12 protein-coding genes are annotated in these 13,598 nt (G+C 47.8%); 2 read left to right on the top strand and 10 right to left on the bottom strand.

Annotation, left to right across the window (positions count from 1 at the left end; genetic code table 11):
- Positions 1-140: 140 nt before the first annotated feature.
- Together A3EQ_RS21320 and A3EQ_RS0115575 are read left to right on the top strand one after the other, a co-directional pair.
- Complete coding sequence (locus A3EQ_RS21320) at positions 141-497, top strand: VOC family protein (protein ID WP_020156087.1); 357 nt, start codon at positions 141-143, stop codon at positions 495-497.
- A gap of 59 nt (positions 498-556) precedes the next feature.
- Positions 557-1,045: an SRPBCC family protein gene (locus A3EQ_RS0115575; protein WP_020156086.1), complete on the top strand. Its 489-nt coding sequence runs from the start codon at positions 557-559 to the stop codon at positions 1,043-1,045.
- A 786-nt stretch (positions 1,046-1,831) separates the two neighbouring features.
- On the opposite strand, the gene A3EQ_RS0115565 is transcribed toward A3EQ_RS0115575, so the two are convergent.
- The 10 genes from A3EQ_RS0115565 to A3EQ_RS0115500 all read right to left on the bottom strand — a co-directional run bounded on the left by A3EQ_RS0115565 (position 1,832) and on the right by A3EQ_RS0115500 (position 13,323).
- Positions 1,832-2,791, bottom strand: coding sequence for an alpha/beta hydrolase (locus A3EQ_RS0115565; RefSeq protein ID WP_020156084.1), 960 nt, complete (start codon positions 2,789-2,791; stop codon positions 1,832-1,834).
- 171 nt (positions 2,792-2,962) lie between these two features.
- Positions 2,963-3,277, bottom strand: a complete 315-nt coding sequence (locus tag A3EQ_RS0115555; protein ID WP_235597179.1) for a hypothetical protein — start codon at positions 3,275-3,277, stop codon at positions 2,963-2,965.
- A 20-nt stretch (positions 3,278-3,297) separates the two neighbouring features.
- Complete coding sequence (locus A3EQ_RS0115550) at positions 3,298-4,545, bottom strand: MFS transporter (RefSeq protein ID WP_020156081.1); 1,248 nt, start codon at positions 4,543-4,545, stop codon at positions 3,298-3,300.
- A gap of 403 nt (positions 4,546-4,948) precedes the next feature.
- Positions 4,949-5,959 (bottom strand): putrescine carbamoyltransferase, encoded by a 1,011-nt coding sequence (ptcA, locus tag A3EQ_RS0115540; RefSeq protein WP_020156079.1) that lies wholly within the window; start codon positions 5,957-5,959, stop codon positions 4,949-4,951.
- Positions 5,960-6,016: 57 nt separating this feature from the next.
- Positions 6,017-7,174 (bottom strand): agmatine deiminase, encoded by a 1,158-nt coding sequence (gene aguA, locus A3EQ_RS21315; protein WP_051091431.1) that lies wholly within the window; start codon positions 7,172-7,174, stop codon positions 6,017-6,019.
- Positions 7,122-8,567 (bottom strand): APC family permease, encoded by a 1,446-nt coding sequence (locus A3EQ_RS0115530; protein WP_020156077.1) that lies wholly within the window; start codon positions 8,565-8,567, stop codon positions 7,122-7,124. Before A3EQ_RS0115530 ends, aguA begins: the two co-directional genes overlap by 53 nt.
- Before the next feature lie 536 nt (positions 8,568-9,103).
- Positions 9,104-9,898 (bottom strand): MurR/RpiR family transcriptional regulator, encoded by a 795-nt coding sequence (locus A3EQ_RS0115525; protein WP_020156076.1) that lies wholly within the window; start codon positions 9,896-9,898, stop codon positions 9,104-9,106.
- Positions 9,899-10,444: 546 nt separating this feature from the next.
- Entirely contained in the window at positions 10,445-11,059 is a 615-nt protein-coding gene (locus A3EQ_RS0115520) for a YitT family protein (protein ID WP_020156075.1), read from the bottom strand.
- Between the two features lie 290 nt (positions 11,060-11,349).
- Positions 11,350-11,904: a DJ-1/PfpI family protein gene (locus A3EQ_RS0115510; protein WP_020156073.1), complete on the bottom strand. Its 555-nt coding sequence runs from the start codon at positions 11,902-11,904 to the stop codon at positions 11,350-11,352.
- 321 nt (positions 11,905-12,225) lie between these two features.
- On the bottom strand, positions 12,226-13,323 hold the full coding sequence (locus tag A3EQ_RS0115500; RefSeq protein ID WP_020156071.1) for a threonine synthase: 1,098 nt from the start codon (positions 13,321-13,323) through the stop codon (positions 12,226-12,228).
- Positions 13,324-13,598: the final 275 nt, after the last annotated feature.

The raw sequence follows: 13,598 nt of genomic DNA, 5'->3' as shown, positions 1-13,598 counted from the left end.
GTTCCCTTTCCGATCCCGGGGCGCCCCGTCTTTTCGGAAGGCGGATATTTGTCATCGATGGCGGATTCCGATATAATACCGGACATGACCGGAGTTTTCCGGATTTCTCAAATCCGTCTTGCTTGAGCGGAGGAACGAAAATGAAATGGGCGATCCCCCATCTTTATATCCCGAATTGCCGGGAAGCGGGGGAATTTTACCGAAGGATTTTCGGCGGGACAATCAAAAATGTCCAGCCCGCCGACGGAATAGAAGGATTCCGGGGACAGGGAGGCAAATACCTTCATACCGAGCTTCCTATTAATGAACGGATCGTTTTTTATTTGGCCGTTGTCTTCTCCGGCTCGGTCCGTAAAAGCAGCCGGGTTTGCATCGTCTTGGAACTGGAATCCGAGGATGAAATCAAAAAACGATACAATGCCCTTGCCGAAGACGGGGAAGTGAAAATGGAGCTGCAAAATACATTCTGGATGCCTCTATGGCATGGAGATAGTTAAATTTGGGATAACTTGGGAATTGAATTTTCCAAGGCAATCCGAGGATGGAGGGCTAGCAGATGCTGGCGGTCATTGAAAAAGTTTATCATGGTTATGTCGCCGAGTTTGAACGTCCCTTCAACCATCCGCCGGATGAAGTATGGGCGGCATTGACGGAAAACGGCAAGCTTTCCCTATGGATGCCGAACCTGCAAGCGGAGGACTTGCGCAAAGGCGGAAACATGAAATTCGCGATGAGGGACGGAGCGGATGAATCCTTCGATTTACGGATTACCGATTATGAACCGCATTCGGTGCTGGAATTCGAGTGGGGAAAGGAGCTGGTCCGTTTTGAAGTATCCGCTCAGGAGTATGGGTCGCGGCTTTTGCTGAAAGTGTTCATCGGCGCATTAACGGATCATGTCCCCGTCGATTTGGCAGGCTGGCATATCTGCCTCGACCGTTTATCCGCGTTGCTGGATGGGCGCTTCACGGAATTTTCCATGGACGAATGGGAAAAACGCCATGAACAATACAGCGCGGCGGTGAAGCGCCTGGGAGCGCAATGAGGGACATTCGGCGGTTTTGAAGTGATCCCAAAAAATCAAACCAAGTTATTTCATCAGGCAACCCGTTGGGCATGAGCTCGATATTGCACCGAGCTCATGCCTTTTAATTTTGCCCTGATCCGTTGTTGTTGTAAATATTGTCCACTGTCCATCGGAAGACACCGTCGCAAATCCGCTCCGACGCTCCCTCTTCGCTCCATCTCCCTGCCGCGTCCGGCCAAAACATGAGGAGGGCAGGCTGTACCGAGAAAAGCCGCAGCGGGCAAAATGCGGACTCCTTCCGCGGCGGCCGTCTCCGTCGGCATCGCGGTTCTTTTGCTCGCCTTATTTACGATTGTACCGTTTTTTCAAGCTATGGAACTTTTAAAAACTGCCCGGAAGGCCGCGGTAATTGGACTTCGGGGATTTTTCCGCCCAATATCCGAAATAACTCGGCATGACAAAAGACGTTTCGAAGAAACGCAGTATGTGTCGTTCATATTGTAACTGACACCAGCAAAACCGTGAACGATCTCATGGGCTAACGGAACGGCGGAACAGGCAAATCTGTCTGTATATTTTCAACTTCGGCAATCCCGCGGAATATTGCCTACCTTTGGATGCCGCTAATAACCCAGGAGGCTGCAGATGTACGCAGCCATCAGCAGTTCAGGAATTTATCATGGATGGCAAGGCGCATTATTCACATTTCCGGCTCACTTTAAAAGATTTGTCCTTTGATTTAAGATGGACAAAGATCAGCAAAGCACAAGTCAGGAAACTCATTCGAACAGTTTGTTCTTTGATTTAAGAAGGACGGTTCTCCTTTCCCGCAGGCGTGGTCAATTGCTTTTCCAGCCATCCGTAAACGGTCTCAAACACCTCATCCCGATTTATTTCGTTGAGCATCTCATGCCGTCCTCCCGGGAAAAAACGGGATTCCACGTTTTCCATCCCGCTTTCCTTCAGGCTGCGGATCATTTTCTTGACTTCCTTTGCGTATCCGCCGACCGGATCTTCCGTACCGCTGAAGAAAAAGACCGGCAATTTTTTCGGGATTTGCCGGATGAGACGGGGATCCCGGATGAGCTCCAGCCCGGTAAACAGGTCATAGTAAAAGGATGCGGTGCAAACAAAGCCGCAAAGGGGATCATCGATGTATGCCCGGACCGTCTGTTCGTCCCGCGAAAGCCAGTCGAACAGCGTCTTCGGATTCCGGATTTTCCGGTTGTACCCCGCGAAAACGAGACCGGCCAGGAAAGGACTCGGTGCCCTTTTCCCTTTTCGCAGCATTTCCAGGCGGGCAAGCATTTTCCCCAGCTTCACCGCCCGTCCCCCCTTTCCCCCCGTCCCCGAAAGGATGAGCCCCCGGATCGATTCTCCGTAGATTTGGCAATAACGCAAGGCCAAAAAGGAGCCCATGCTGTGTCCGAGCAAAAACACCGGAACTCCCGGGTAAAGGGAGCGGATCCTGCAGTTGACCGCGTACAGATCCGCCACCACGCGGTCGAAGCCGTTTTCTTCCGCGAAAAAACCCATCAAACCGGCCTTTTCCCCCGTTTTTCCGTGGCCCCGGTGGTCATTGGCGAAGACAGCGATCCCTTTGGAGACAAGAAAACGAGCGAATTGTTCATATCTTTCCCCGTGTTCGGCCATCCCGTGGGCAATGTGCAAAACCGCCTCCGGTTTCGTCCCGTCCGTCTCCCATTTCCTCAGATAAACTTCCGTTCCGTCATCCATTTTCAGCCATTCAAAGGATTTGATCATCTCCCGGCCCCCCAACCGATTTTCCTTTCAGCTTTAACGTAATACAGCGGCAAAGGATGCGCAAGGGGAAATCGGCGCCCGGAAAGGAGATTTTTGTCCGGGGAAGGGTGCCCGCAGGAACACGCCCTCGCGAAAAAACCCGGGGAACCGCCGGGTTTCGGACATGCGCGATCATTCCGCTTCGTCTTGAAAATCGATTTTCCGGCAGCCCGAATAGACGCAGGAATAGACCTCCGCATCCGGGGCCGTTTTCGCCAATCCTTTGATATAATGGAGCGCCAGCTCCTTAAAATCTTCCTCCACCCCTTCCTTTTCCAATATTCCGTAAACATAAACCTTCTTTTCCGCAAACAGCGCCGCCACCAGTCCCACTGCCTGGTCCTGGGCGTTTACCACGTTAAGCAAGTGGAAGGAAGAGGTGAACATTTCCGGAGAAAAAAAGAGGCCCAGTTTGGATCGCCTCCTTTCGCTATTCTTCAATTTCACAATATCGGCGGAATTCCTCATCAGGACAGCTGCCACTTCTCAAAGAGGGTCGCCTTCTCCCGCCCGGAGCGGGCACGCCTTTTTCCGTGTATCAAGAGGAGGGAAAGAAGCGCCGCAAACAGGGACAATCCGCCGGTCACCAAAAACATGCCGGACCGCGACCATTCCATTAACGAGGAATAGACCGGAGGGCCGAAGGCGGCGCCCAAAAAGCGCACGGAACCATACAGGGCGGTGACGATCCCCCTTCTCGCGGAGGGAACCGATCCGGTAATTAAACTGTTAATGCAAGGAAGGACAAGGCCGGTCCCGATGCTGGAGACGGCCAGCACGGAAAAGAAGGGCACCAACCGCTGAAAGAATATTAATGCGGTAAAAGAGGCAGCCATCAGGAACAGGCCGAAGACGATCGATGCCTTCATCCGCGTCCGCTTTTTGCCGATTTTGCTTCCGGTAATATAGGACGTGGAGGTCATGAACAATAGCGGGATAGCAAGGATCAGTCCTTTTCGGATTCCCTCGATTTGATAATCCTTTTCCAATACTTCGGATATGTAAAACAGGATGCCGAACAAAGTAAACAAACAGACCGAACCGGCCAAAAAAGCGGCAAACAGCCAGCGCCCTTCCGTTTTGAAGGAAGACAACAGTCCCTTGGCATAACGGCCGAAGGACGGCGCATTCTTGCCCCTTTTCCGCTCCTTGACAAAAACCAGAAACAAAAGGAGGGAAACGAGGCAAAAAATCGGGAAAGCGAAGAAGGAGGCATACCACACGAAGAGGGCGAACAGGGAGCCGAGGATCGGACTGATCACTTTTCCGAAGCCGTTGGCCGCTTCCATCAGGCCGAGCACCTTGCTTTGTTCCCCGCCTTTGAACAGATCCCCGGCCAAAGCCATGGCCACCGGCGATGTGCCCGCGGCGCCGATCCCTTGCAAGATCCTTCCGGCAAGAATCCAAAAGTAAGGGGCGGAAAACCATGCGGCCGCAAAACCCGCAAGGAGCCCCCCCAAACCATAGGCGATGAGGGAAGGAACGATGACCGCCTTCCGGGTAAACCGGTCGGACAAATAGCCCGAAATTGGGATGAATAGGGCGGCGCTCACCGAAAACAACGTGATGACCAAACTGGTTTGAAATGAGGTTACACCCGTTTCCGCTTTCATTTGCGGCAAAACGGGGATGAGCATGGAATTCCCCAAGACGAGGATCGTCGGGACGGAACCCACCGCCAAAATCGTCCAGCCTTTTGCGATTTTTTTCGGCACAGATTTTCCCCCTGACCAAACAAAGTATTCCCTCTCTCCCTATTGTTTGACCGGAAGGCCGGGTTTATGCAAAGGGAAAGATTCGGGGTTAAGCGATCCGGCGGCGGCGCGGCCTTTCCGGTTCCCTGCGGCTGAAACTGACGGGCTTTGCTTTGATGAACCGGCGGCGGAGAACCGGCATCCTCCGGCAAAGGAGCGGGAACAAGGGGGCGAAAAGAAGGGAGATTTTTCTGAGAAAGTTTCTGTTAAGGTCCATTGTTCTCATAAATTTAGATAGCGAATCTGATGTTAAATGGGATGTTTGGATTCCCTTTTTTGTAAATAATGAACCTAAGCAAAAAGGATCGAACGCTTTCTACAAAAGAAATGGCCTCATTGAGGCCACCGTATCTCCCGAATCACATTAAAATATTTTTTTTACAACTTCATCCAGCTCTTCTTTTACCATGTTTACTTTTTCCCGATCCTGTTTTTCGATGCCAAGCAAATAGACGAGAATTCCCCGCATCGCAGTAAGCCGGTTTTCCGCTTGATCGAATACGATTGATACCTCGGAATCGATCACCTCATCCGTTACTTCTTCTCCCCGAGTAGCAGGCAGACAATGCATAAATTTCGCGCCCGGACCTGCCTTTTTCATAAGATCCATCGTTACCTGATATTTGGGGAAAAAGATGGCCATCCGTTCTTCCCTTGACAATTCCGCATCATACAACCCGTACCACACGTCAGTATAGACGAAATCCGCTCCTTCCAACGCTTCATCAGGATCATCCGTGATGAAGAAGCTCCCTCTAGAAACCTTGCAATTTTCTTCCAAAATTTTTCTATGATGATCCTTTAATTGATGGCCCTTTGGACCGAAGTGGACAAACTTCATCCCCATTTTCGTCGCAATAAATCCAAGGGACGCACAGACCTGGGTGACATCCCCAACAAAAACCACTTTACAATCCTCCAGCTTCTTTCCCTGAGGGAGATGTTCGATCATGGTGATGATGTCCCCCATTTCTTGGGTTGGATGGTTATAATCGGACATTCCGTTAATGACCGGGATTGTTGCATTTTTTGCCAAGTCCACTATGGTTTTATGCCGATTCACCCGCGCCATTAAAATATCGACCAATCTAGAAAGAACTTTTCCCGTATCTTCTATGGTTTCATGAACGCCGAGCTGAATTTGTCCCGGCGCCAGATATTGGGCGTGCCCTCCGAGTTGTTCCATTGCAGTTTCGAAGGAGACCCTCGTCCTTGTCGATGTTTGTTCGAATATCATTCCCAATGTTCTGTTTTTTAACAAAGGCGGGTAATAACCGGCCTTCACGCATTTTTTCAACGCTAAAGACAAATTGACAATATCCATCAATTGCGCTTTGGTAAAATCGTTGGTATCGATAAAATCCTTTATTTTCATCGTTGACTCCCCTTTTTCCCAGATTAAAAGTGATTCGCAAAAACGATACGTTCTGTATTAGCAGGGCTTGACATGGGACGGCTTCCGCTTCTCAGGAACGGTACCCTTTTTCCCCTTTCTCCTCGCGGGTTGCTGTTGTGTTATGCAATGAATATTACCGCCTCCGAGCAAAATTTCCCGCGCGTAAATTCCGACCACTTTTCGATCAGGATACAATTTTTTCAACAAATTAATTGCCTTTTCGTCATTTTCATCGTCAAAAAGAGGTACGATCACCCCGCCGTTGGCAGTGTAATAGTTAACGTAGGAAGCTGCCAATCGGTCGCCTTCCTTCCGAGGAAGAGTTCCCTTTATGGAATCGACGCCTTCGCTTTCTTCTTTGGTGATCAATACCGGCGACGGAAGATATAATTTATGGACCTTAAATTTTCGGCCTTTTGCGTCGGTTTCATTGGTTAAAATCTCATAGCATTCTTGGGATATTTCATATTGAGGATCATCTTTATCATCCGTCCAGGCCAGAACTACTTCCCCAGGGCGGACGAAATTGCATATATTGTCGACATGGCCGTTCGTTTCATCGAGATATATGCCCCGTTTTAACCAAATTATTTTTTCTACGTTCAGGTATTCTTTCAAAATCCCTTCGATTTCTTCCTTTGTCAAATGCGGATTGCGTCCTTTACTCAACAGGCATTCCTCTGTGGTAATTAATGTGCCTTCTCCGTCAACATGGATGGACCCTCCCTCAAGGACGAAACTATCCAATCGGTAGCGGTCAATTCCTTCCATTTCGCAAACTTTTTGTGCGATTTGATCATCGGCGTCCCAGGGAAAATACAGCCCGTCCACAAGACCGCCCCAAGCGTTAAATGACCAATCGACACCCCTGACTTCACCGGTTTCATCATTGACTACAAAAGTTGGACCGCAATCTCGCATCCATGAGTCGTTGCTTGACATTTCCACCACACGAATGCAGTCCGGGAGCATAGTTCGTGCATTCTGATATTGGCCATAGCTAACAACCATTGTTACCGGCTCAAATTCGGCGATGGCTTTTGCCACTTCGACAAAAACCTTTTGTGCTGGCTTTCCCCCGTTTCTCCAGTTGTCCGGTCTTTCCGGCCATATCATCCAACATCCGTCGTGCGGTTCAAATTCACCGGGCATTCGAAATCCGTCTTTTTTCGGTGTGCTTGTTAAAGTTCTCATCGTCAAAGTCTCTCCTTTCCGCTGATTTCTCCTGTTTTAAACTCCGGTCAACAACGAACTCGCCGATAAAGATTGCCAAAATTGTCCCAGTCAGCAACGGAAGTTTAAAAAGCAATTCTTCTCTGTCCAGGTTTAACGGAAGGATTGTGAAGAGAATGGATGCAATAAGCAGTGCCAAAGGTACATATGTTATGAAGTACAACAACCATCGATTTCCCTTCACTTTAAACGGACGTTCGCTTTCGGGATCAATCTTCCGAAGTCTCAAGAAGGAAGGAAACATGAAACTGTATGACAAAAGTAAAGTCACCAAATTTAACCCGAAGAAACTCCAGAACACTTCTTCCAAGCCTAGATGGTTCATAACCGGAGCAATCAAGACGAGAGTTGAGGCGAAAATGCCGTTTAGAATAGAACTTCCTACTGGCATGTCATTTTTTTTGCTCTTCCATTTAAAAACATTAGGAAGACAATGATTTTGGCTTGCGTACAAAGCCACATAATTTATGCCATATGCCCAAGAGATCAGGTTTGCAAATAATGTAAACAAAAACAACAATCCAACAAGGGTAACAAGCCATTTCCCTTTGGAACCGAGCAAAATCGCCAAACTGTCCAACAATCCGCTGTCCGTGCTGAGTTCATCATATGGGATGGCAACGCCGACACCAAAAGCTGCCAATAAATAAAACACAGCTATCAAGATCCCCCCTATAATAAGCGCTTTCGGGATTTCCCTTTGGGGATCTTTCATTTCGCCCGACATGGCGGTTACAACTTCGAATCCGAGAAAATTGAAGATTATCACTGATACGAATGAAAGACTGACGATATCGAAGGTTGGCAGCATAGTTTTAACGGTATACGTATTTGCAACACCGTGTTTCAAAGCAGTGTATATACCCAGCACACCAAGGCTTAGCATGATAAATACTTTGAACAACGCAGCCAAATTTAATATCCATTTGCTCTCGGAAATGGGGAAGCAACTGACTAAGCAGACAAGCCAAATAAAAGCTAATGAAATCAAGATTGAACTGAACGTTCCAAATTCATGTCCGGATATTTGGATGATTATGATCGGAAAAAGCACGGCTAACGAACCCATCCAAAGCGGATAATTTACCCAATAATACCAGGCCACCCTCCCTCCATTTCTCGGCCCATATGCACGTTTTACCCAGTCGAATATTCCTCCCTCCTCTTTGTACGTGGTTCCGAGTTCGGCAGAAATTAATCCGTAGGGTATGAAAAAAGCAACAAGTAAGAGCGTCCACCAAAAGAACTGGGAAGGACCTACAGCAGCCGTTGGTGCAACGGATTCGGCCACTAATATGACGGTTACTGATAGAAGCACAGAATCAAAGAGTCGAAGCGCCTTTTTATTTTCCATTTCATCACCCCGTTTATGTGAATTATTTCACATGTAACAACAAATGAATGTACTTCGTAAAAAGGAAATTTGGTTGAAACTTGAATTGGTTGTCAAACTTCGAAGATCGTAAAAATTCTTTAGCTTTACCATTGCTAGTAAAGCTCTTCCATTACCGCGGTAATGCTTTCAATTTGATTATACTGTTCCTTATATTAGACGAATATATATTTTCAATCTATTGTTTCATATCAATCAATTTAAAAAATGTTTTAAATTACAAAACATGTTTCGTTTTTATATTGTTATAGTTTTTTTGGAATGTTTTTTGCATGTGGTTTACTTTCGGGAGGATTTTTTGCAGTCGAAGGATACATGGTGCATTCTTTGATGTTTGGCGAGAGAAATCATCCTATTTCTTCCTTCTTTGACGCAGAAGGTTCAGAGCCCAGTTTCCCATCATTTTCTGGCTTAAGAAGGCATAAATAAACCCCTGGAAACCCGAAATTGGGATAACCAAGGGTTCATCTTTCTCCTAAAACTGGAAGCGTCCATCTTTAAAATTTCCGTTCTTCATTGGGAGCAAACTTTTTACTCGTTTCAATATATCTGTACGCAAGCAATTCAATAATACAAATCATCGAAACCCGCGAAGTGAATTCCACACCGTTGTACAAAATGTAATCAGCAAAAACATACAAATTGATATGGCTTAAGTTTTGTACGGAGTTATTATTGGCAGAAGTAATTGAAATAATGGTCGCTTTTGATTTTGCTTTTATCCGTTCAATATTCTCTATTAATTCTTTATCTTCTCCGCTATAAGAAAAAATAAAAACCAGGTCTTCATCCCGGATTCTGTTCAATAACATTTTTCGGTAATAATGATCTTCCGGAAAAACAACTTCAAATCCTAGTCCGGAAAAAATATACTCAAAATAATGTCCTACGCTTTTATTAAATCCCCTTGCCATTACGATCAATCGGGGATTTTCTATTAATCGCTTGACAATTTCGTCTCCTTTCACCCAATCAAGGACACGAACAGACTCGTAAATATTTTTTAAATACTCGATTCTGTACTTTTCCTGAGAGATAACAAATGGATTGTAAATTTCCAGCAAGTCTTTGTCCGTATATTTAAGAATGGAAATAAACTCACTGTACCCGGAAAATCCAATCTTTCTTAAAAATCGGATAATCGTCGCAGGTGAGGTGAAGGTTTTTGATGCCAATTCTCTGATCGTCATTTTTTTTATTTCTTCCATATTGTGAACGATAAAATTGTATATTTCTTTTTCCGCTTCATTAAGCGTTTTAATGTGTTTCGATGAAATCTCAAAAAAATCCATCCTATTACCTCCTTGTCCCACAAACGAATTAATATATCCCTATATTCTTTGCCATTGTTCAGGACATTTCAAATTCAAGAATTGAATTGAAGTAAAAGGAATTCGCTTTGCCCGTTGATAACAAATGAATTCGTTTCTGATTAGTGACTTTGGGGCTATATTGTTTTTGCATTAAGTATAGCAAAGGAATGGGATATTTTGCTTTCTTTAAGAGTGAAAATTTTCCAATTTGTCACTTTTTCTTTCAACAGTATTGAGATTCAATGTTTAATGACTTCTTCGTTTAATGACTTCTTCAATTCATAGCAAGTATCACCCATATTGTATAAAGACTTGACTCTGAATAAATTTAACAATATTGATACAATAATCCGCCTAAATGTTGTAATATACAAGATCCATGGCTGGAGATTTGTACTGCTAATGCAAAATAAAGAGGAAGAACAGCCATATTCAAACAACGTAAAAAGTAAATTTGCCTGTATCCGAGGACGTTCCTCATCTAAAGCTGTGTTCTGAAATCTCTCTTAATGATTCGGAAAACCATCATCTTCTCCGCCTTCGGAAAGCCGGCAACAGACCGGCCCAATCCCATCGGAAGACGAAGTCGATGATCCGGCTGGACAAAAACTGGCACAGGATCGCATAAAGGACGATTTTATAATCGATGACAAAGGAAGTCAGCAAATAGATGAAAAGATTGATGCCGAACAGCACTTTTCCCGGGCTCCAGTTTTTCCTTTCCGCGATCAACAGGGCCGGGATGACCATCCCCCCGCTCGACGCCCCGGCACGGATCAATAAACCGACACCGGCGCCAAAAATGACGCTTCCGGCGAAAAGGTCGAAAGGGAGCGGGCCATGCGGAAGCCGCATTTGACCGGATAAGGTGCTGATTGTAAAGGATGCCAGGGCCACGGAAAAAATCGTCCGAAAGGTCCACATGTATCCGAAATGCCGCAAGGCGAACAGGAAAAAGAAGGCGTTGACGAGCCACAGGGAAATGCCGTGGTTGAGGCGGAACCAGTGATGGATCAGGATTGCCAGGCCGGCGGCCCCGCCGGAAGGAACGGAATGGGGAAACAAAAACAGGGCCATGGCGGCGCCTTGCAGGACAGCCCCGAGAAGGAGGCAAAAGAAGGAGACGGATGCCTTGATCAATCCGGAGGAGCCTTCCGGAACGTTTTTTTCCCGATCATTTCGTTTCCCCTTCCCCATGGAATCTTCTTGTCCATTCTATGAAAAACGCAAAAAAAATATGTGACGCTTCCGGAAGAGACGCCGCCAGAGGAAAACGCCGTCGAAAAATCCCCCTCGGAAAAGATCCGTTCCTTGAGTAGAAATCCAGGGATAAAGGAGGAACTGATTTTTTTAAAATTAAAAAGGCGTCCGCATGGCCAAATTTGGCCTTCGGACGCCCCTTTCCCGTTTCCTTCCTTGAGCAACGGGAATTACTTTTCCAACAGCCGCAAAAACTCCCGCATGAAGCCCGGCAAATCCGGCCAGGCATGGGCGGAGACGAGATTGCCGTCCACATGGATCGTTTTGTCCGAAACATATGTGGCGCCAAGCGCCTCGACGCCCGGCTTGCAGGCGATGTAGGCGGTCAAGCTTCTTCCCTTCAGCAATTCGGGCATCGTTTCAAAGATCAGGGATGCATGACAAATGGCAGCGATCGGTTTGTTTTCCTCGAAGAAATGCCTTACGATCTTTTGCACGTTTTCATCGAGGCGGATATATTCCGGCGCCCGCCCGCCCGGGATGACGAGGGCGTCGAATTTGGCGGGATCCACCTCGTTGAAAGCGGCGTGCGCCTCAATCAGATACGCCTGTTTTTCTTCGTAGGTGTCCCAGCCGGTAAAATCGTGGACAACGGTCTGCAGCTTCTTCTTTTTCGGCGCGGCGATGACGGCCTCATGCCCTTCCTCCAGCAGCCGATAGTACGGATAATAGACCTCCAGCGCTTCCACCGCATCTCCGGCGAGAATCAAAACCTTCTTGCCCATGAACATCCCTCCCGTTCTTTTTTCATCTCTAATCATACCAAAAGGAAGGCGCGGACAAAAGCGAGAAGATTGGCGAAACCTGCGCTTCCCGCCTGAAAACCGGGAAATCAGCCGCCGCCGTTTCGCAGCTTTCCTCCGGATCTAAAAAACGAGCGGCCGCCGCCAAATTTTCGTGCGGCCGCTTTTCCCGGAAGTCCCGCCTTCGGCAAACGGGTAGTGGTTTTTTCGTTCTTTTCCGGCCGGGGAAGGCCTTTTCCTCTTTTTAAGGTCAAGGGTACCCCAACCGGCGGGAATATAGTTTACATAATATGATTATGGTCATTAAATTTCGACAAAGCCGGATGAAGTGCCGATGGCGACGACCACTTCCTTCTCCCCGATCGCGCCGTTCTTCCTCAGCTTTTTGTACGCGCCGTAACTCGCCGCCGAAGAAAGTTCCAGCAAGATTCCCCTTTTGGCCAGTTCCTTCCGGGCGGCTTCGGCTTCTTCGTTGGATATCTCGACGGCAAACCCGTTCGATTCCCGCAAGGCTTTTACCGCCTGATAGGTCACCGTCGTGCCGTCGATCGATTTTAAGGCGGTCTCCCCCGGGAAAGACCGGGTGTAGTCTTCCCCGTCCAGCACCCTGGACAGCCGGGCAAAAGGCTCGCAGGCGATCATGGCCGGCAGGGCGAGGGACGGATCCGCCTGTTTCATTTCTTTAAAGCCGAGCCAGACCCCCCAGAGCAAATCTCCCCTTGATGCGGGGACGAGAACCTTGTCGGGAACCGTTCCCTTCAGCTGCCCGACGATTTCATAGGCGACGGCCTTATAGCCTTGGACGCCAAAATGGACCGTTCCCACCGGGGGATTGCTATAATTGCTCCCGGGATAAAATCCTTCTTCCTTTTTCCTTTTCAAAATTTCCCATCGTTCCATCGGCGTGTCCGTCAAATGGATTTCCGCGCCGAAGGCTTCCAGGAATCGTCTCACCTGGGGATTCAAGTCTTTCGTGGCAATGACGGCGCATTTCAAACCAAAGTAAGCGCAATAGGAAGCGAGGGACAGCCCGGCATTCCCGCTCGTGGCCACGGCGACGCCTTCATACCCCTTTTCCGCGGCCCTCGTCACGATCATGGCGCTCATCCGGTCTTTGTGGGAACCGCTCGGGTTTCTGCCTTCGTATTTCAAATAAAAGGACGGAAACTCATCAAAAACCGGCAGAAGAGGCGTATTCCCTTCGCCGAGGGAAAAATAGGAATCGTAAGGAAGGGGACACTCCTTGCCGTATTCGGCGTAAACGAACGTCAAATTGGCCGGGTTTCCTTCATCCCTGCACTTCGGACACCCTTCGAAATAATCGTCGACCGGATAGGTTTCACCGCAGCGGATGCATTGGAGATATTTGATTTTTCCATTCGGTTTGATCGGGAGCGCCAACCTGATTCCTCCTTCTTATGCAAATTTTTCGCACGCATCATGGGAAGCGGGGATCATGAAGCCATTTTGGCAAGTATTCCGCAACATGAAGGCGCATAACAAAATTGTATACCAGGCCGCGGAAAGATGCGATCGAAATTTTAGGGATCGCGCTGATCGGAAAGGCTGCCGCCGCGGGGAGAAACATAAAACCCTAGGGGAGAAACAAAAAGCAGGACAAGGCAGCCGCGGCCGGAAAAAAATATTCCCATCCCGGACCCGGACGAACCGGCCGG

It is taken from the genome of Caldibacillus debilis DSM 16016, assembly GCF_000383875.1.
GTDB lineage: Bacteria > Bacillota > Bacilli > Bacillales > Caldibacillaceae > Caldibacillus > Caldibacillus debilis.
The sequence above is the reverse complement of the archived record's forward strand: the minus strand, read 5'-3'. Positions and strand labels throughout refer to the sequence as shown.

What these genes read in the sequence shown, in the direction of transcription:
- A3EQ_RS21320 (WP_020156087.1), top strand. Translation starts at nt 141, where the DNA reads ATGAAATGGGCGATCCCCCATCTTTATATCCCGAATTGCCGGGAAGCG.
- A3EQ_RS0115575 (WP_020156086.1), top strand. Translation starts at nt 557, where the DNA reads ATGCTGGCGGTCATTGAAAAAGTTTATCATGGTTATGTCGCCGAGTTT.
- A3EQ_RS0115565 (WP_020156084.1), bottom strand. Translation starts at nt 2,791, where the DNA reads ATGATCAAATCCTTTGAATGGCTGAAAATGGATGACGGAACGGAAGTT.
- ptcA (WP_020156079.1), bottom strand. Translation starts at nt 5,959, where the DNA reads ATGAAAATAAAGGATTTTATCGATACCAACGATTTTACCAAAGCGCAA.
- aguA (WP_051091431.1), bottom strand. Translation starts at nt 7,174, where the DNA reads ATGAGAACTTTAACAAGCACACCGAAAAAAGACGGATTTCGAATGCCC.
- A3EQ_RS0115530 (WP_020156077.1), bottom strand. Translation starts at nt 8,567, where the DNA reads ATGGAAAATAAAAAGGCGCTTCGACTCTTTGATTCTGTGCTTCTATCA.
- A3EQ_RS0115525 (WP_020156076.1), bottom strand. Translation starts at nt 9,898, where the DNA reads ATGGATTTTTTTGAGATTTCATCGAAACACATTAAAACGCTTAATGAA.
- A3EQ_RS0115510 (WP_020156073.1), bottom strand. Translation starts at nt 11,904, where the DNA reads ATGGGCAAGAAGGTTTTGATTCTCGCCGGAGATGCGGTGGAAGCGCTG.